14 protein-coding genes are annotated in these 18,397 nt (G+C 61.9%); 3 read left to right on the plus strand and 11 right to left on the minus strand.

The features are described from left to right. Positions 1-4: 4 nt before the first annotated feature. The gene (locus DDZ17_RS13900; RefSeq protein ID WP_116367556.1) at positions 5-2,548 is read left to right on the plus strand and encodes a CHASE2 domain-containing protein; all 2,544 of its coding nucleotides are present in this window, start codon (positions 5-7) and stop codon (positions 2,546-2,548) included. Positions 2,549-2,623: 75 nt separating this feature from the next. Here the strand turns inward: DDZ17_RS13900 and DDZ17_RS13905 are convergent, their stop codons facing one another. Genes DDZ17_RS13905 through DDZ17_RS13930 form a run of 6 tightly spaced genes read right to left on the minus strand, consistent with a single transcriptional unit; the run spans position 2,624 to position 11,014 of the window. Next, on the minus strand, positions 2,624-3,805 hold the full coding sequence (locus tag DDZ17_RS13905; RefSeq protein WP_116367557.1) for a catalase family protein: 1,182 nt from the start codon (positions 3,803-3,805) through the stop codon (positions 2,624-2,626). Beyond that, positions 3,802-5,289 (minus strand): Dyp-type peroxidase, encoded by a 1,488-nt coding sequence (locus DDZ17_RS13910; RefSeq protein ID WP_116367558.1) that lies wholly within the window; start codon positions 5,287-5,289, stop codon positions 3,802-3,804. Before DDZ17_RS13910 ends, DDZ17_RS13905 begins: the two co-directional genes overlap by 4 nt. A 10-nt stretch (positions 5,290-5,299) precedes the next feature. Beyond that, positions 5,300-6,607 (minus strand): hypothetical protein, encoded by a 1,308-nt coding sequence (locus DDZ17_RS13915; RefSeq protein WP_116367559.1) that lies wholly within the window; start codon positions 6,605-6,607, stop codon positions 5,300-5,302. Next, complete coding sequence (locus DDZ17_RS13920) at positions 6,604-7,062, minus strand: hypothetical protein (protein ID WP_116367560.1); 459 nt, start codon at positions 7,060-7,062, stop codon at positions 6,604-6,606. The genes DDZ17_RS13915 and DDZ17_RS13920 overlap by 4 nt, the downstream gene beginning before the upstream one ends. After that, the gene (locus tag DDZ17_RS13925; protein WP_116367561.1) at positions 7,059-8,108 is read right to left on the minus strand and encodes a catalase family protein; all 1,050 of its coding nucleotides are present in this window, start codon (positions 8,106-8,108) and stop codon (positions 7,059-7,061) included. The genes DDZ17_RS13920 and DDZ17_RS13925 overlap by 4 nt, the downstream gene beginning before the upstream one ends. Next, complete coding sequence (locus DDZ17_RS13930; RefSeq protein ID WP_116367562.1) at positions 8,105-11,014, minus strand: peroxidase family protein; 2,910 nt, start codon at positions 11,012-11,014, stop codon at positions 8,105-8,107. The genes DDZ17_RS13925 and DDZ17_RS13930 overlap by 4 nt, the downstream gene beginning before the upstream one ends. A 238-nt stretch (positions 11,015-11,252) precedes the next feature. Between DDZ17_RS13930 and DDZ17_RS13935 the strand changes: the two genes are divergently transcribed. Then, the gene (locus DDZ17_RS13935; RefSeq protein WP_116367563.1) at positions 11,253-12,260 is read left to right on the plus strand and encodes an N-acetylmuramidase domain-containing protein; all 1,008 of its coding nucleotides are present in this window, start codon (positions 11,253-11,255) and stop codon (positions 12,258-12,260) included. A gap of 41 nt (positions 12,261-12,301) precedes the next feature. Here the strand turns inward: DDZ17_RS13935 and DDZ17_RS13940 are convergent, their stop codons facing one another. Next, on the minus strand, positions 12,302-13,177 hold the full coding sequence (locus DDZ17_RS13940) for a toll/interleukin-1 receptor domain-containing protein (RefSeq protein WP_157976639.1): 876 nt from the start codon (positions 13,175-13,177) through the stop codon (positions 12,302-12,304). Between the two features lie 166 nt (positions 13,178-13,343). Between DDZ17_RS13940 and DDZ17_RS13945 the strand changes: the two genes are divergently transcribed. Next, on the plus strand, positions 13,344-14,666 hold the full coding sequence (locus tag DDZ17_RS13945) for a hypothetical protein (RefSeq protein ID WP_116367565.1): 1,323 nt from the start codon (positions 13,344-13,346) through the stop codon (positions 14,664-14,666). Here DDZ17_RS13945 and pncA read toward each other — a convergent pair. The 4 genes from pncA to DDZ17_RS13965 are packed head-to-tail and all read right to left on the minus strand — an operon-like array spanning position 14,663 to position 18,287. Continuing rightward, positions 14,663-15,391 (minus strand): bifunctional nicotinamidase/pyrazinamidase, encoded by a 729-nt coding sequence (pncA, locus tag DDZ17_RS13950; RefSeq protein ID WP_116367566.1) that lies wholly within the window; start codon positions 15,389-15,391, stop codon positions 14,663-14,665. The genes DDZ17_RS13945 and pncA overlap by 4 nt on opposite strands. Continuing rightward, entirely contained in the window at positions 15,388-16,578 is a 1,191-nt protein-coding gene (locus DDZ17_RS13955) for a macro domain-containing protein (RefSeq protein ID WP_116367567.1), read from the minus strand. Before DDZ17_RS13955 ends, pncA begins: the two co-directional genes overlap by 4 nt. 37 nt (positions 16,579-16,615) lie before the next feature. Then, complete coding sequence (locus DDZ17_RS13960) at positions 16,616-17,173, minus strand: hypothetical protein (protein WP_116367568.1); 558 nt, start codon at positions 17,171-17,173, stop codon at positions 16,616-16,618. Positions 17,174-17,210: 37 nt separating this feature from the next. Then, on the minus strand, positions 17,211-18,287 hold the full coding sequence (locus DDZ17_RS13965) for a pentapeptide repeat-containing protein (RefSeq protein ID WP_116367569.1): 1,077 nt from the start codon (positions 18,285-18,287) through the stop codon (positions 17,211-17,213). Between the last annotated feature and the right edge of the window lie 110 nt (positions 18,288-18,397).

Genomic DNA, 18,397 nt, shown 5'->3' on the forward strand with positions numbered 1-18,397 from the left:
CACCGTGCCGCTGGCCCTGCGCATCCTCGCCCGTCGTACGCTACTTGCCATTGCGGTTGGGCTGCTCTGCATATTGCTATCGAACAGCCGCCTTACCTTTCCACTGGATTATTTGGCTTACGACACCGCTGTAAGAGTCCATACACCAACCTCGGCGCAGGATATAGCGCTTGTCGCTATTGATGAGCAGAGCCTGGCTGAACTCGGGCGCTGGCCCTGGCCGCGCGAACGCCACGTAACCCTGCTGCGGGAGCTGAACCGAGCGGGTGTCGCCGCTGTGGCGATGGATATTATCTTTGCAGAACCGGATGTCGAGTACCCCGAGAATGACACGCTGCTCTCCGCAGAGATCAGCGCCCTGGGCAGTGTGGTACTACCGCTGCATTTCTCGCATACCGGCACCGGCGAGGCGCTAGCGGAAGTACTTCCCTTTGAGCCGGTTCGCAGCGCCGCGCAGGCACTGGGGCACGTGCATGTGGAAGTCGACGAGGACGGCATCACACGGGGGCTTTTCCTGCGCGAGGGAGTGGGCTCAGCCAGGTGGCCGCATCTTACCCTGGCCACCCTCGCCTTGATTAAAGGCGAAATGGGTCGAAGTAAAGCAATTCCCGGAGCGAGAAACCCCAATCGCACCGGCGAGACCCGCGCCATCGTGCGGGATCACTTCAACCTTGTGCCTTTCGACAGCCAGTCCCAAGCACCGATTATTTCCTATGCGGATATCATTCGCGGTCGGGCTCCGCTGGCACAACTTGCCGACAAGGTGGTCTTCATCGGCATCACAGCTACTGGCCTGGGTGACAATATCACCACACCGGTGGGACGCATGTCCGGCATTGAGTGGAACATGGCCGTCTACAGCGCGCTGGCCTCCGATGAACTGATTCAGACACCCAACGAACTCGTTCAAGACACGCTGTATTTCCTGCTACTGGTGCTGGCGGTGATCGTTATTACCCGCCAACCGCCGAACCGGCAGCTCATCACCTTGGGCATCGTGATTTGGCTCATCCTATGCGCCACCTTGGCGGTGCTGCATCTGCTGCGCTACTGGATTAGCCCGGTATCGCCCATACTGGCCCTGGCCATCGCCTACCCCCTGTGGAGTTGGTTGCGCCTATCTGCCGTCATGAGCCTGCTAAAGGAACAACTCACCGCGCTCAATATGGGACAACCTGAGCAAGCCGCCGACAGCTATTGGCAAGGTATAGAACACAGAGCACAACTCCTGGAAGAAGGTGGATATCTGCGTTCTTGGCGGCTGGATACGGCTAGTGGCAGGTTATTCCTCGACAAGCGCCGGCCGCTGCCGCGATGGCGACACACGCCTGGACACAGCTACTGCACCCTGCGGGACGGGCACACACACCGAACACTGCATCTGTACTGGGCTTCGCCAACCGAGCGCCCGCTACGCAGTGTGGAGAGCATTTTTCGCGGCCCGGCAAAACGAACGGCGTTGCGACACTACAGTACCGATCTGGATATCGCTCGCGTCTACCAGGCCTTCCAGCGAGCGGGTGAATTTCGAAAACTGGTAGACGAGGCTGTGGATCACCTCAGTGCTGGTATCATCGTTTGCGATATCACCGGTGCCGTCCTGTTCCACAACAGCCAAGCCAAACAGACACTGCCCAATATCGGCATCAAGGCTCATCTTCCTTCGTTACTGAGTATCCTCACCGCAACCGGCGACGTGGATTTGGCAACCGCCTTTGGCCAGTTGGCCCTGCACAACAAGCCCCTGGAATGCGAATGCTATCTTCCCAAATCCCGTCGCAGCCTGCTGATAAACGGGCACGCTCTGGATGTCGGCATGCCTGTGCTGGTCTTCACGCTGGCAGACACCACAGCCATCAAGGCAGCTGAGCTGAGTCGGGTCGAAGCGCTCAACTTTCTCTCCCACGACCTGCGGGTACCCCTGATCTCCGCGCTTTCCATCATTGAGCAGGCTCGCAGTAGCCATGAGACTGTCACCGACGGTGAATTGCTGGACCGTATAGAAAGCTACGTGCGACGAAACCTCGATTTTGCCGAGAACTTCACCCTGCTTTCCCGGCTCAAATATGCCGAACGTCCGGTGTTTGAAGCCTGCGATGCCTATGCCATAGCGGAAGAGGCCCTGTCGCAGCACCTGCAGTTGGCCCGGACCAGGGGACTGACGCTGACCATGACAACACCTGCTGAAACCCTGTGGGTGCAGGGCGATGCTGGCTTGCTGGAACGCGCCTGCCTGAACCTGATGGACAATGCCATCAAGTACAGCGAACCCGGAGGTACGATTACTGTCAGCGTCTATCGGCACAATACCTCAGCGGTGCTGGAAGTGGCCGACGAAGGTCAGGGTATCCCCCTGGACGAGCAAACGATCATCTTCGAAGCCTTCAAGCAGGGCGATGGCGCCCGCAAGGGATTGGGACTCGGCCTGCGATTTGTGGCTGAAGTCGCTCGCCAACATCGGGGGGAGGTTCGCGTAAAAAGCACCCCAGGCCAGGGGAGCCGCTTCTATCTGCACATTCCCCTGTCTGCGAGTCCAGAGACGCCTTGAGCGGCCAGCGCCTGCAAACTAAGGGCAGGATCTGACCGCCGGCTCACCCTCTGGGAACTGGATTGGCAACACCGGCTATTCAAATACCTCATCACCGGTCGGCTCATAGTGCTCGGTGCGGTTCTCGTGAATGCGTAGCCGGGACAACTCGTAGTACATGCGCCGACGTGCGCGGCTCTGGTTCCCCAGCGGGCGATGCTCGTGCAGGCAATGCCAGGGGTTGATGGTCAACTGGCGCGTAAAATCGAACTGGGCCATGGAATTGAAGGTCTGGCGCGGAATGCGGATGACGGCAGCGGCTATGAAGGGAGAGAGTTTTTCAGGCCAGCGCACCCCGGCATTTTCAATCGGCATGCGGTGGGGGTCAGTCTGCAATTGCAGCATGAGATCAAACTCCACGCCCTTTTCATCCAGGGTCCTGACCATATTGTCGCGCAGGTAATTGCCCGGCACGCTGCCAAATGGCACCCCTGGGATGTTGCGGGGAACCGGCGTTTTCGGCACAAAAGAATACTGCATCGCCTGGCCTTCCCCCAGCAGATAGGGCACACAACTGTAGTAGCGCTGTCCGAGGGGGTTGTACTGGGTTTCGTTCCACAGGCCCTGCATCAAAAAATCAAGCAGGTGGGAATCAAAGGGATTGAGAAAGTAGTAGATGGGCATGTCACGCAGGCTCCAATCCTGCAGGCGCGCGTTATCCCTGGTGTTGCGTGTAACGAAGGTCGGCGTAACCACACCCATCATGTCCTGGGTGAAGCGCTCGTCATCCATGATTTTAGGGCCGGGCACATCCATGATCTTCATAGCCATGCTGCCAAAGCCCACATCCTGAATGTCCCTGGGCACATCCGGGCCCGGCCCTGAAAACCGTATCCAGGCCGGGTAGCTGCGCGGTGTGGCAAATAGCCCCACACGCATGTGTAGCGGCAGGTCGTCACGGATAGTAACCGTACCGCGCACCAGGCCGTGGGTTTTGGTATTGCCGCCACGCTCGAACTTACCCGGTGTAAAGTGGCCCCGCATTTGCGCCGCCATCAGGCGAATGATGTCGTCCAGCGCCTGCTGCTCCCATTCGTAGCAACGCTCCTGGGCAATTTGCAGCCCATCATCCTGTCGGCGGACATTGATCAGCCATTGCAGCAGTGCCGCCGTGGGCTCGCGCAGCAGGTGATTCAACTGCGGCCGGAAAAAAGGCTCCAGCCGCCGCTCCACCTCCAGGAGTTTCACCAGCAGGCGGTGTAGCGGGCGCAGAATCATCGCTCGCTCCCGGCAATAAACTTCAGGGCACGCAGGCCAGGGAGGAAGAAATATTCCCCCCCACGCACCTGCACAAACTGCGGCAAGCCCGCTATGCGTTGCGCGGGCGCCCCAGCACGCGGCAGGCTGAACTGGTCGCTGTGCAGCGCACCCGGCAGGGGCTGGCGATTGCCCAGCAGGGGGTCTGACTCGTCGCGCAAGGCAGCAAACTTGGCACTGTTGAGCCAGGCGTTCTGAACAAACTCAAACTGACGGGCAATATCGGCGCCCAGGCAGACAAACAGCAATCCGCGCTCGTCATCGCCATCGGCATCACCTGGCGTTTCCAGCAGGGCCCGGGCAAGGTCGATGGTGTCTCCGTATACACGGCCGCGGCGCAGCAGGCGGTGGAAGCGGGTTGACGCGATGAGGTCATCACGCCCCGACGGCGAACCCAAACCCAGTGTGCGCAGCAGGCGCTTGAAAGGGCCACTGGTGCCCGGCGGAAAATCGCCTGTGCGTGGATTGGCCCGGCGCACATGGGCACCCAGGGGGCAGCACTGCCCCGCCGGATCACTGTCGTAGGTAAACGCGTTACGGTCGGCGGCCTGCAGCAGTGGCTCGCCGTCACGCTTGCGCCCGACCATGGCCTGGGCTAGTTGCTCGCGCCGCGCGGGATCACCCCCGGCGGCGCGATCCAGGCACTGCCAGAACGCAGGCACATCCTGGCGCAACTGACGCAACACGAGATAGCTGCCATTGCGGCCCAGGTCCCTGAACTGCGGCTGCTCGGCAGCAGGCGGCAGCACCGCGGCCGCGGGCTGGCGGGCAGGGTCCAGCAGGGGCCGATCGGTGTACAGGCCGTACTCGTTGACATAGCCCAACAAAATGTCACCCGCCGCCAGGCGGTGGGTGTAGGCATCACGCCAGTGGCCACCCGGTGGCGACTCCCCCTGCCAGTCGAGCGCTGGCTGGCTGATGCCGTCCATAAAGCCGAAGTGTTCTCTCCCGTCTCCCAAACCGCCCGGCAGAGCAAACCGGTGCTCAAAGGCCTGGGCAAAACTAGCGTTGAACAGGTCTTCCTGCCAGGAAACGATGCGCGCCTGCGTCGCATACAGCATCAACAATACATGGGGCACGCCAGCCTCAACGCCACCCCACCGCCACTGCCCTGGATCGTTCGGCCCGGTGTCACCCAGGCGCCGGCTGCGATTGCTGTCCCCCGCCATGCCGGCAGTGAACGCCGCCGAGAACCCGCCTACGGTGCCCTCTTCCAGCCCCAGAGCCAGCAGGCCAGCAGCAGAGAAGGCCACCTGCAATACCTGTTCAGGTCGCCCGCCTTCGCTCACCGCGCTGGTAACAGGCGCGCTGCCAAGCCAGGCACGGGCGGCACTGGCGTCCTTCACCCATAACAGATGAAACACGCTGCTGGGCAGGTGAGAGTGACCGAAACGCACCAGGCCCTGCACATCGGTGAAATCCACTGGTTGGCGCGGCGCTGTCACGGTGCTGTGCTCACAGCAGGGACACCCATTCCCGCAACTCCCGCTCACTGGGAGCAGGATTTTCCAGGCCGCGACGAATGCGATGGTGGTTGTCGAGATCCACCGCCGTGAGCCCGGGATAAGCCTTATACCAGCAGGCAGATGGCAGCTGGTTGCGGCGCAGGGTGTGCTTGTACTTTGCTTCGTACTCAGCGCCACCCTTGAGCAGGAAGCGCGTGCGCGGGTAGCCAACTCCGTTGCTAAATACCAGGTTCAGTCCCCAGGCCACTTTGTTGATGAAGTCGTCCATATAGGTGTCGGCGCTGCCATCGTAGTTGCTGGCAAAGTAGACCCGGGTGTTGCCATCCATCAGCACCCAGCGGGCAAAGTGAATGGTCCTGATACGGGTGAGGTAGCCGCGGTGATAAATATGGCGGGCACTGTAATCCAGCAACAACAGCCCGGCCTTGATGGTGGCCAGGCGCAGCAGGCCCGGCTTCACCTGGCCGAACACGTTGAAGTGGTTGGTTACTTCAAAGTCCTCCACCGCCAGCAGTGCCTGCAGGTGGCTGGGGGCCGGGGGGCGGGTATTTTCCGGGTCGGTGCGCTCAAGATGGCGCAAACGCCACAAGTAGAACGGCGCCAGCAGCACCAGCACGGGCAACAGCAAAAGGCCCAGCAGCGGAATCAACAGCAGGTGGCAGAGGTTGCCCAGCCACCAGCCTGCCGGGGTTGGCGCTGGCGGCGATAGACGCAGTCGCAAATCAGCTAACTCGGCCAGCATCGCCCGACGCAACTGGCGGTGCAGCGCACGGGGCTCAGGGGGAACCTGACCCGGGGCGGCCACAGCGCCAAGTTGTTGGCGCACGAAATGCACCAGCGCCGCTTCTTCGTGGATCTGCTGCACGGTGCGCCCACGCCAGTTGACGTAACTGGCAGCAGGGCGTTGTTTGCGCTGGTGCAGCCACGCCAGTAAGTCGTCACAACTGGCGTCGAAATCACGGCAGTGGGAAAAAATCTGCCGCAGGCCGTGCCCGGCCCGCACACACAGTTCAGCCAGGAACAGGTCAGGGTCGCCGTCGATATCCGCAATGAAAACCAGCGTGGGCTGCCAGGGTCGAGGGCGCACGCCGTGGGCGCGGATGTCGTCGTTGGTCCGCGCATGCAGCACACTAAAGCGCGCCATGTGCAACTGGCAGAACTGGCCAAAGGGCACGCTTGAATTGGCGGGATCGGCTTCGCCCGGATGCCGGTTCATGCTAGCCAGCAACGCGACCAGTTGGCTTTCGCGACCACTGGACACCGGTGCGGCAATCATGACGGTGGCCTGGGGGGTCATTGATCATTCCGGATCAGGGCGAAATCGAGTATCCGTGTTTTGCCCCACCAAACCTTGCCGAGGTAGACACCTGGCTCCACTTCGCGGATTTCATCGCGGATGCGACGCGCCAGGAAAGAGGTACTGCTGTAATCGATGACAATGGTTTCGCGACCATCCATCCAACTGGCATCGCGGTAAACCTTGGCGACAATAAAGGTCAAGCCCAGGGGCAAGATCTTGTTCACCAGTACCCCAACCTCCTTGCCTGGCCCGTAGAGGTCGAACACCTTGCCCTGCCAGGCCAATAGCCGCGCAAGGCGGGCATAGCAGCGAGCAAAGAAGGCGCCGGCGACGATAGCCGTGCCCCGTGTGTCACCCTCAGGAAGGGTGCCCGCCGGGGCTTGGCGGTACACTTCATCCAGGGTTTCACGGTCCATCGACAACCATTTGTCGATGCGCTCATTCCTGCTCATGGCTCTCCCCTGCGTTGGTTCTGGGCCTGTCGGAACTCCGCCAACGCGGCATACACGGCAATACGCACCCGGTTGATGCCGCCCAGCGGGCGGTGCTCTGGCAGGGCCTGCCAGGGGTTAAAGCGCATGGCCTCGCAGTCGCGCTGGTGGGTGCCCACATCCTGCGCCGCCAGGACAATGCGCGCCACCGGCACAAAGGGCGAGGCCGTTTCATCCCAGGCTACCGCCGCATTCTCTACCGGCATGACAGCCGGGTCTCCCTGGGGCTGTACCATAAACGCCAGGCACAGTGGCTCCTGCGCCAGGCGCGCGGCCATGGCTGCGCCAAGAAAGTCCTCTCCACGGGGGACGACGATGCCTGGCCCGCTCCCTGGGCACGCCTGTACGCTGTACTTCACCGCGCTGCCTTCGCCACCCAGGCGGTAGGGAGTGGTGCTGTAGTAGCGCAGGGCAAAGGGGTCGTCCGGTGCGCTGCGCCCGGCAAGGACAACGGGCAGCGAATACCAGTGGGCAGGATTGAGGAAGTATCGCCACACGGCGTTGTCGCGGGTCGCTTCGATGAACGAGAGAAAATCCCCCGGTGTACCGGCAAACAGTACCGGATGGGAATTCAGCAGAAAGTCCTGCGTACCTGCCTCCCCCCACAATGGGCTGCCAGCAATGCCGCTGAGCTTGATTGACAGGCCGCGAAAATCCTTCTCACGGTCATCAAAGCGGGTGGCGTTGGCGTAGCGCAGGGTGGCGGGGTAGCGCGCGCCCGCATCGGCAAACAACCCCTGGGCCAGTGGAGCGGGCACATCATCCAGCACGGTGAAGGTCCCTTTTACACAGCCCAGCGTTTTGACCTGATTGAAGCGGTGCATCAGGCCGGAGGGATTCCGCTGCAGACTGATATCTTCGATGGCGGCGATCATTGCCGCGGCAATGCGGGCCTCTTCCCCGGAAACTTTTTCGGCTCCCGGTGCCAGGGTGTCAAAGCGGGGGCTGCAGCCTGTCGCCAGCAGGACCAGCAACACAGCGCCAATACAGCACAGCCATTGACTCATGGCTGCGCGCCACCAAAGGCCGGATCAGCGACTGCATCCTGCCGCGGCCGCCAGCTGAGGTCGTAGTATTCGCCGCGATCGCGGGCCCAGGGATCGAAGACATTCACCACATGACGAAGCTCGTCCGCCAGTTCAGGCACATTGCGTAGCAGCAAACGCTTGAGGGGCGATACCAAGGCGTAGTGGCCGTTGGATTTTTTCGGCTCGTAGCAGTTTTTCCCGCGCCCTTCATGATCTTCCGGTGTATAGGGGCAATCCGCCAATGGGCCGTTATAGATCACCCAGTCATAACCCAGCTGGGAGTAGAACTCTGGACGGAAACTGGAGGTAAAAAAGCGGTCGCTAAACAAGCGCCGCGACGCATTGAGGATAAAAATGTGGAACTGGGTTTCTGAAATCGCAAAGCCGTGGGGCCGGGTGTACTCGGCCAGCCAGCCGACGATGGTATCCACATCCTCGATATTGTCCACCACGCTGCCGTCCGGGTGACCGAGACAGTCGTTGATGAAAGCGCCGGCTTCGTCGCGCTGGGCGGTGCTGATGATCTTCGATGCATCGCAGGTGTGGGTGCCGTAGAGCGCGCGCAGTTTGTCGATTACCGCCGCCTGCTGCTGGCGAACAGGGTCATCCGCGGCCAATCGCTGGTCGATAAAGTCATCAAAGCTCGACAGTGATTTGAGGCCGATCTGGCGGCGAAACTCGTTAAAACGCGGCACACCGCGCTCGCGATCGCGCAATACATCCAGGGCCACAATGTCGAGCTGGCCGCTGGGCGAGCCCAGATGGGGCATTTCCAGGTTTTGCAGAAACAGCGGGTGGTTCTGCAGATGCAGCAAACCCAGGCGCTGGCGCCCCATACTGAGGGCCCAATCCGCCATACCGTGCTCGCGCATCAAGCCGCTCGCCGCACCGCGAACGGTGGCCACCACAGGCACCGTGGAATGAATGCGATTGGGCTGACTAGCGCTGCGCATTTCGATGATATCCGGTAACAGCGGGTGCAGGCGGTAAACAGTGGTGAATTCCTCCGGGAAGTTAAACGGCGCGCCGAAGTGATTGACCCCGCGATTGAGGTCATCCGGGTTGGTAATGTCCCAGTCCCGTCCCATGCGGTTGTTGAGTCCGAAAATACCGGCGCCGGAGGCGAATACGGAATAAATGGCGTTGTCCCTGTCGCCGCCGCCTTCCCTGCCCAGTTGATCGGCGGCCCGCGACGACACCTTGCTGGGCAGATTGCGCTGGCGATCAAGAATCCGATCCAGCACCCGGGATACCGGATTGGCCTCGCCTACATTGAACAGGCCGAACCAGTTGGAATTCATGGCCAGGTACAGGGGCTCGTCGTACAGCAGTTGGGTGGTCCACTCGATGGTGTGAATCTTGGCAATCTCTGCTGCCACCACCAGTCGCGCTGCCTGGTAGATCTCCTCGTCACTCGCTTGCGCGTAGCTGATCACTGCGTTGGGATGGGCCGGGTTGCGCAGGCCAGAATCCAGTGCCGGGTGCGTCCGCTGCAACGAGCGAAAGGCGGCCACAAAGTGATTGTGCTCGCGCACAAACAGGTTGTGGTAGAAGCTCATGCCAATGCTCCAGTTGGCGGGAAACGCCGTCACTTCCTGGCCCGCCCACTGGCTTTGCATCGGGCAGTCTGGCTGGCAGCTGGCAAACAGCGGCAGGTAACCTCCGCTCTGCAAGAGTTTTGCCGGATCGTTGGGGTCGCGCAGCACGCGGCGCGCGGACACCTCATCAAAGCCGTAGATCTGCGAGGCATCCCACCAGGCGGTGACCAGGTTGGGCGTGGTGGTGTGGGCGCGTTGTGGGTAGGTGACCCCATCGTGTTCGAAGGTAGGCGCCGGCCCGCTGGCCGCGGTGATGGTGCGCTCGGCACGATCGCCAGGGCGACAACCGGTGGCCACCGGATCATCGCAACCCACCGGTTCCAGCCCGGGCCGGTTGCGCCCCTCCCGTGTGTGGGAGAACCAGTCATGGGTCATGAACTGAATCCAGTAGGCCGCCAGCACGTTGAAAAAGGAAGCCGGCTGGTAATCGCAGGCGGTGCCCCTGCCGAGGTCACAGGCCTCGCTCTGGCTCTGCTGGCGGGTAAACAGCTCCCGGCTGATACGCTGGGGGTCCGGTTTGAGCAGGCCAATGCGCAGGCCGTTCTCATCGTCACGGTGGCGATTCACTGCCAATGTATTCTGCTGCAGGCGGGGGAAGGTTACATCGAAGGCTACATTGCGAGCGAAAGGCGTGCCGGTGGATCCAACGCGTGGGTTGAATACGTCGTTGCAGATACCGGTAAGCGTACGGTGGCGAACCAGTTCGCCGCTGCAGCGTTGCTCGCCATCCCCCCCTACGGCGTCATAGGCTGGGTCGGTTGGAGCGAGGCGCATCTGCGGCCACACTTTGACATTGGGCCCGCTGACCGGGGTATCGCCGCCATCGCTGCGTCCCTTCACATAGGTTTCGTAGGTCTCGTTGTCGAACAGGTTGAACTTGATCAGTTCGATGCGCTGGTACTCCAGGTCCATCAGTGCGCCGTCGACGCCGCGCCCGTCGGGCTTGATATGCTCGCCAATCAGGGTCAGGGGGCCGTCTGGGTCCTCCCGGCTTGCCATGTCACCCGCCGCCCAGTAGTTGGCCCAGTCCACCCAAGGCGTGTCGCGGTAGTCCACCGCCCGCTGGCCACCGCGGCAGCGGGCGGCATCCTCGCCCACTTTGCCGAGAAAACGCCGCGAAGGATCATCCGGAAAATCCCTGAACCCCGCTTTCAGCAGGGAAATACAGGCAAAACTGCCGGACTTGGCATTCTGCCCCGACGACTCATCGTCGCCGGTCTCAGAACAGGCGATAAGGGCACCGGCCAGGACGACCGGAAGAAGACAACGCGGGCCGATTCCATTCATACACATCCCTCGCTGTAAGACCGGCGCATCGTTGGGCGCGGTCATCAGGTGTGCTGTCGCAGGGTGTGGCCAACGCATCGGCGCGTGACGATGAAAGCACCGGGTAGCCACGGAGCTTCTGATGATTAAAGGTAGTTCAAGGATCATGGAATGCAAAAAACGCGATGCGCTGGAGCACCCGGCAGGCTGGGCTACACTCACCTTGGCATCCTGCCCGCTACCGAAAGGAGGCTGAGCGATGGCCCTGGAACAGTATCTCCGGGATGCGCGGATTCAGCGCATTCTCACCCACCCCGACGATGACAACCACACCTGGCAGTCCGACCTGTCGCGCTTTCTCGATGGCGACCCGCAGCTGACCCGCACCTCAGCGGGCGAGGCTGCCATCAGTGCCGTGCAGCGCCTGATGGTTTTCCTCGGCTACTCCACCGCCGCCTCCGGTGCCTTTCTCGTGGACGGCAACTTTGGCCGGGGCACCAATCGTGGGGTCGCCCAGTTCCAGCTTGAGCACGGCCTGAACCGCACCCTAAATCGCACAACCCTGTGCTACCCCTGCCGCTGGAATACCGCCAGCCGCCTGATAACCGCCATTCCCGATTGCACCCTGTCAGTGGCAACGCTGCAGCGCATGGCAGAAGTGGCCATAGAGCGCACCGAGCGCGGCGATATCATGACCGGTAATTTCGACGACGCGATTTTTCACCTGAATGCCCTGCACAAGCACAACTACCTGGATTGCCGGGGCATTCTCGCTCGCTACGCAGAGTACACACGGCAGGCCTGCCTTACCCTGGCGCGCGAAAACGACATCGACCTGAAGCCCGAGTGGGTGTTGTCCATCATTCGCCAGGAGACCGCCGGGGTAATTCGCCCGCGCTTTGAACAGCACTACCTGTCGCGGCTGCACGAGCGCCACCCCCAACTCCCCCTGCCGGACCTGCGCATGCGCGCCATGAGTCTTGGACTAGGGCAAATCATGGGTGAGAATTTCCAGCGGGTGGGGGCCAACAGTGCGGGGGCGCTATTCACCGCGCCGGTGGCGGAGCAGGTGGCTTTTGTCGCGCGGTTCCTGTGCGGCAGGGCCGACAGCACCGCTCGCAATGAGCCTGCCGAGGCGGATTTTCGCCGTGTTGCGCGCTATTACAACGGGCCCGCCTATGAGGCCCATCGCTACCACGAGCACCTGGCGCGCTGGTACCGCGAATTCCGCTTGCTGTTGGCCGAGCCAGCGCCGGGCGCCACCTAGTCACGACCCCGGGCGGATACTGCAGCTGCTGGCGGGGGTAGTCAGTGTCCGCTGTCTGCCACCGGCGGGTGCTCCACCACCCACTGCTGGGCACGATCAAACCACGCCCGCAGCCGCTCTCCCCGCTTTAGGTTGCGCTTGGAGAGACTGCGTTTTAGCTCGGCCAGCAACTCCTCACTCACCACGTTCAGGGGCATATCCAACAGATCCTGATCGCCTTTTAGCAGGTGATTCACCGCCATCCGGGACAGCTTCCAGTGATCCTTCGCCCAACTGGGCAGGCGCTCCGGGTCGCGCTCGATGTAACCGTAATCGTCGGTACAGTGATACAGGCTCTGCCGGTCGAGGTGCAGCCGCCGGCACAGCGAATCAGTCACATAGTGAAAGCGGTCGGCATCGTGGCGTGAGGCGGCCATGGCCGGCGGCAGTGAGAACCAAGCGCGCAGCCCTTCGGTGAGGTAGTTGCGCCCCACCGCGGTCATCTCATCCAACTCGAACTTGGCTGCCCCGACGATGGGTAGGTTCAGGCGTTTGGCCAGGCTCTGCAACAAACGGTACATGGCCTGCTCTTCGCAGTAGCCGGCGTTCGTGATGTTGGGTAGCGGGCTGGGCAAATCGGAGGGGTTAACCCCGGGGCCCCGCACGGGATGCAGGCGCTGGCGCAGCCAGGCGGCTCCCATTTCGATGGACACCCAATGGGAGCGCAGGCTGTTGCCGGTGACAATGGCGATCACCGCCTGGGCCTGCTGCAGCTCTTCGCGCAGCGTCTCCATGGATGCCTCTCCAACGTTAATGTTCTCCACCGAGGTACAGCGCATATCGTCGCCAGACAGGCCCAACCCGCACTGCAGCCATTTGTACAGTGGCTCCACCAGTTCCCGGTCGCTCTCGGAATGGGAGATGAATATCTTGACCAAACGATGCCCCTCCAGACGCTGTTGCGCGGGCGGCAAGCGCCTGCCTGCCACTGCCAACAAGTGTAGATCACCGCACTGGCGCCGTAGAAAACACGGCGAGCCCCACTATACTTGGAGATAACAGGTATCCGTTTGGCTGCTTGAATCACCCGGGGTTTTACCGGTCATGCGCAAGGACGTCGAACAGCAAGAAGCCTCCGCGGCCGATGCCCTCCAGGTGGTCTCGGACGCCGGCCTCAAGCGCTTGGGATTGCACGATCGCATCGCCACTATCCTGCGCATTCCGCGCTGGCTGCTTTTTTCGCTGGAGGCGATAGTGCTGGTGTCGGCCTGTGCCTACCTCTGGCTTGACGCCCAGCCACTGCCTGTAGCCGACTCTCCGGTAGCGGTGTTGCTGCCCAGCGAAAAAGCACTCAGTGTCAGGGGCAATATGGAGCGACAGCGAGAGGGGTTTCTCAAAGCCTGGGAGGAAAACCGCATTGAGCCCCGCCTGCGCTACTACCAGTTTCCCCTGCACAGCGGTACCCAGGAGACAGTGACCCCCCTGCCCCCCGACCCGGGCTCTGCCCCGCCGCTGGAAGATGTGAACCAGCTGATGCTGCAACTTCAGGCCTGGTACGACGAAGGGGTGCGTGTGTTCATCGTCACAATGAGTGGCAGCGCCTTGAAAATCCGTGACCGCTTCAAGCAATGGACCCAGGCCATGCCCGACGATGAGAAGCCCATACTGATAGCTACGGTAGCCAGCGCGCCGGACATCGCCGACGCCAAGCACGGCATTTTTCGCCACTACATCCGCTCAGAGGATGAGTCCTGGATTTTCTCGCGCTACATTGACCAACGCGCCGCCGAGCAGGACTTCGAGGTTATCCTGATACAGATTCAGGACACCTACGGCGATCACGCCCGGCGCACCCTCATCAAGAATGGATTGGCCCTAAAGTCCACCATCGTGATTCCCACCACTATGGCGCGCGCGGACTACGCCGCAGCCATCCGGCTGGACTTCAGTGCGGATGATGCTATCCAGAAATTTGTTGTCGTGGTGGGCTACGGCGAAATGATCGAAACCACCCTTGAGGTGCTGCGGCACATGGAAGAACAGTTCGATGCGCAGCAGGGGGCACGCTTGATACAGGAAGTGCTGGTCGTTTCCACCTTTACCGAGCCCCTGTGGCAACCGACCCGCAGCCTGTTCAGCCGGTCGCTGTACAAGCGGGTGCGCACCCTCGGGCCGGTGATGGGAGACCGGGAACGGCGCGGTATCGGTGTGGTTTATCAGTTCTCCCTGCTCACCCTGGACAAGGCCATTTATTGCGCCCGCCAGCAGGATGGAGAATGGCACGGCCTGCAGCCCTTTGGTGCCTGCTGGGAAAAGCCCGACAGTTTTGCCAGCCGGGCGGCCCGCGACCTGAGCCCCATCATCGAACTGCTGGCCAACGGCGACACCCACATCCCGCTACAGGTGCTGGCGCCCCACGAACTCTAGCGCACGCCGTCGAGGTAATCCGCCGAGCGGCCGATGCTCACTCCTGCCTGTCGCAGTTCGCGAAGGGTTTGCTCGGCATCCCCCGGGGCGAGATTGACCGCCCGGGTGGCGTCAGTGAGCACCGTGGCATGCAGGCCGATACGCCGGGCATCCAGGGCGGTATACTTCACGCAGTAATCCAGTGCCAGGCCAACCACCACCACGCGGGTAATACCCCGGGCGGCAAGGTAGGCCTGCAGGCCGGTATCCCCGCGCTGGCCGTTATCGAAAAAGCCGCTATAACTGTCCACATTGGGGTTCTGGCCCTTGCGGAAAACCCGCGCGATAGGCTGCCGGTCCAGCCCGGCTGCCAGTTGCGCGCCGTGACTATGCTGCACGGCGTGATCTGGCCACAACACCTGGCGCAGCCCCTGCAACTCAATGACCTCCCCCACCCGGTGGCCCGGGTGGGAACTGGCAAAGCTGCCGTGGCCCGGTGGGTGCCAGTCCTGGGTGGCCACAACCAGATCGAACTGCGGTTGCAGGGCATTGATGATGCCGATCACCGCATCCCCGCCGGCGGTGGCCAGGGCTCCACCGGGTAAAAAGTCATACTGCACATCGACAATGATCAGTGCGCTGCGCTGCTCGCTCCCAGGCGTTGTATCCACCGTACTACAGGCACTCAGCAGGCTCACACAGGCCAGCAGGCCCACACAAGCCAGCCGGGCCAGGCATCGGGTCATGGCGGCATTCGCTCCAGGTTGGGAATGGCCTCGATCACCGTCGTCAGCGTTTCCAGCATGATGTCGGTGAACACCGAAAAATAGACGCGCTGGATGACTGAGTCCGGGTTGAGTTCCAGGTAATCCGCCGCGGCACCCACCTGACGGGCGGCGAGGTCCGCCAGGTCGCCACCGGCGGTGCCCGTACCCATGATGGCAAACAGCATGGACTGCAGCTGCAAGGGGCGAAAACGCGCTGTATCAGCCATATGCAGGGCGTTGCGCACACAGCGCTCGATACCGGCAATGGGCCGGTAGCCAAAGCCCAATTCACCCTCCACCGAGGCCACATGGAATACCGCCTTGACGTTGTTCGTCTGGGCCAGCAACCCGGGGCCGGTAGGCACCACCGCCGCCTTCTCCACCCGCCCCGCGCCACCCAGCGCCGCCGCCAGTTCCTGCGCCACGGTGTCCTGCTCTATCTCGCCGGTGATGGATTTGGTGGCCCCCAGGTAGCGGATCAACCCCGACACCGAACGCTCGTAGAAACGCGCCATCTGCATGTTGGTATTTTCGGAGTTCACCCACACATCGCAGTGCTTGATGTCGCGCCAGTCGCCCGCCACCAGGCAGACCGCTTTTTCCGGCTGGGCCACTAGCCGGTAGGGGTAGATATGGGTGTCCCAGAGGAAGCGCGGCTTGCGCTCGCAGATGCTGGGGCCTCGCTCAACCCGCAAATCCGTCAGTACGTCGTACACCAGGCTGTCTCGGTGCGCGGGCTGGCTGCGGGCGTTGTTCAGGAAAGCCTGCAGGCGACGCTGGAATGCTCTCCGTTTGTCACTGTCGCCAAGATCGTAGTCAATGCAGTTAAAACCCTCGATGTTAAAAGGTGACTCGGTTCCCTCGCGCCGGATCAGCACGGTGCCGGAGGGCTTCAAGGCGTGACGCACACCCAGTTCATAGAATACGTTAGGGTTCTGAGTGCTGATATCCACAACCGCCAGGGGCGCCTCCGCGATGTGGGTGATCATGTTCGAGTGAATCCAGCCCGCCTCGGAGATTTCGTCGCAACGCAGCGCCTGGATACCGTCCATCTGGGCAATCGCGTCCTTGATCAAAAACTCGTAAAGGTCGTCGAAGGAAAAGGCGCGACCGCCGGCATCCTCCTTGACCCCGAAGGGCATGATTACAAAGCAGGTCTGGGGCATCGCACTTACCCCCTTGCCGGTTCAACGTTTACCGGGCTCACTCTGGTGGCTCCTTGGCCAGCGGCGCCACCGCGCGTCGGTAGGTCTCGCCAAATTCCCTGCGTGCAATGCGATAGACCTCATCCCGGGCAGGCCAGGGTGTGGCCAGCATGTCACCTGCCCGCGCCACCTGCGCTCGCCCCCAGGGTGCAATAAAGTGGAAGCACTCGCCCACACCTAGCAATGCCAGCACATCGCGGTCAATCTCCAGCGCCAGAATTTCGCCCAAGGCATCGTAAAGGGCCCAACCGTCCCCGGCTTCGGCCACCTGCCGGTAGCGAGCGGCAAAGGTGTCCCGTCGCATCAGGTAACGCTCGCCGGACTGTGTCAGGTTCTGCACCAGCAGGTGATCGTGGCCGGCGCGGTTACGTGTCTCTTCGCCATCGGCGGTGATGGTCACTACCGCTTCCCCGGGCCGGGCCGGGCGCGCCTTTACCTGCCGATACTTGCGGTAGCGCTGGCCGCCACTGCAAATCCGCGGCAGCACGCTATCGAGCAGCTGCGACTGGGGCAGCGGCTGGGTGTGGAGGGCGGCATCGCCTGCGGCATGGGTCACGGTGGTATTCCTGTTTGCGGGGGCGGTCACTATCAGGCTAGCGCAGTGGGGCGACCTTGTCGCTCAGGTAGCGCCGGGCCAGCTTTGCAATGCGTTCGGCGTGAAGCTGCTCCAGGCCGGGTAGTTCATCCGCCAGCGCCGCCAGCAGGCGGGCGTCGTCGGTCTGCACGGCAATCACCGCGGTCTGGTCTTCCAGGTCGGGAAACAGGGCGTAGGGGTCGCCAAAGGCGAGCAGAGGCTTTTTTATCTGGCCCAGTATAGATTGCAGTTCGGCGGGCACGCTGCCGCCCGACAGATCCGCCACCACGAATTTGGAGAGGCCTGCCATGGTCACCACTGTTTCGCTGAGGCTGAGGTTATCCGGGCGCGCAAAATCGAAGATCATGGGCATGTAGCCCTGGTTTTGGAACCAGTCCCGCACTCGGTAGAGCCGCTCCAGGCCGCCGTCCTGAAAGCGGCCGAGCAGCAGCACACCACGGTCGTTAAGAATATTGAGGGTGTCGCGCATTTTCCGGTGGTTGTTCAGGTAATACACGAACTGGGCCAGTTCGATGTCATCCACCATCAGGGGGATGGTGCCGCCGGCAATCAGCTCGGAATACAGCGCATAAGTTTTCTCGATGACCAGCCGGGATTGTTCGACGTCGTCAGCCACCGCCATATCCCAGGCCGCGATCCCATACACCACTGTTTCGGTAATGCGTGCCACCTTGAAATTGGCACCCACCAGATTGACCCGGTTGAGGTTGCAGTTCACAAAGCTGGCGCCCTCGAAGCAGGCGCCAGTGAAAATTGTCTTGTTGAAGCGGGTATCGCGGAAGGTTGCGCCGCTGAAGTCGGCGCGGGAAAAGTCTCCCTCTTCAAAATGGGCGCCCACAAAATATGCATTGCGCAGATTGAGACCCTCTGCAAAGGCGTTGTAAATGGAGACGCCGGACAGGTCCATGCCGCTGAAGTCCAGGTGGTTGCGACCCTTGATCTGCAGCCCATCCGGCCCTGGACAGTCGTACCACTGCGGTGCAGCAAAGCTCAGCGGGGCGCGGTTTTGTTCGCGCCAGGCATTCCAACTGGCCGCTCCCTGCATCAGAACAGTCGCAGCCGTGGCATCAGACATGATGACCCTCCCGGTTCGGCGGTGTGTGAAACACGGCACCAATTCCCTCGTCAGTATAGTCGCCCGGTGCTGCCACAGTTGCCGCGTTTCAGGCGCTGCCGGTGGCGCGC

Source organism: Parahaliea mediterranea, from assembly GCF_003402235.1.
Taxonomy (GTDB): Bacteria; Pseudomonadota; Gammaproteobacteria; order Pseudomonadales; family Halieaceae; genus Parahaliea; species Parahaliea mediterranea.

Bases quoted from the DNA above. Each gene is read 5' to 3' on its own strand.
- pncA (WP_116367566.1), bottom strand. From the start codon at position 15,391: ATGACCCGATGCCTGGCCCGGCTGGCTTGTGTGGGCCTGCTGGCCTGT.
- DDZ17_RS13965 (WP_116367569.1), bottom strand. From the start codon at position 18,287: ATGTCTGATGCCACGGCTGCGACTGTTCTGATGCAGGGAGCGGCCAGT.
- DDZ17_RS13925 (WP_116367561.1), bottom strand. From the start codon at position 8,108: ATGAGTCAATGGCTGTGCTGTATTGGCGCTGTGTTGCTGGTCCTGCTG.
- DDZ17_RS13920 (WP_116367560.1), bottom strand. From the start codon at position 7,062: ATGAGCAGGAATGAGCGCATCGACAAATGGTTGTCGATGGACCGTGAA.
- DDZ17_RS13955 (WP_116367567.1), bottom strand. From the start codon at position 16,578: ATGCCCCAGACCTGCTTTGTAATCATGCCCTTCGGGGTCAAGGAGGAT.
- DDZ17_RS13930 (WP_116367562.1), bottom strand. From the start codon at position 11,014: ATGAATGGAATCGGCCCGCGTTGTCTTCTTCCGGTCGTCCTGGCCGGT.
- DDZ17_RS13935 (WP_116367563.1), top strand. From the start codon at position 11,253: ATGGCCCTGGAACAGTATCTCCGGGATGCGCGGATTCAGCGCATTCTC.
- DDZ17_RS13905 (WP_116367557.1), bottom strand. From the start codon at position 3,805: ATGATTCTGCGCCCGCTACACCGCCTGCTGGTGAAACTCCTGGAGGTG.
- DDZ17_RS13945 (WP_116367565.1), top strand. From the start codon at position 13,344: ATGCGCAAGGACGTCGAACAGCAAGAAGCCTCCGCGGCCGATGCCCTC.
- DDZ17_RS13915 (WP_116367559.1), bottom strand. From the start codon at position 6,607: ATGACCCCCCAGGCCACCGTCATGATTGCCGCACCGGTGTCCAGTGGT.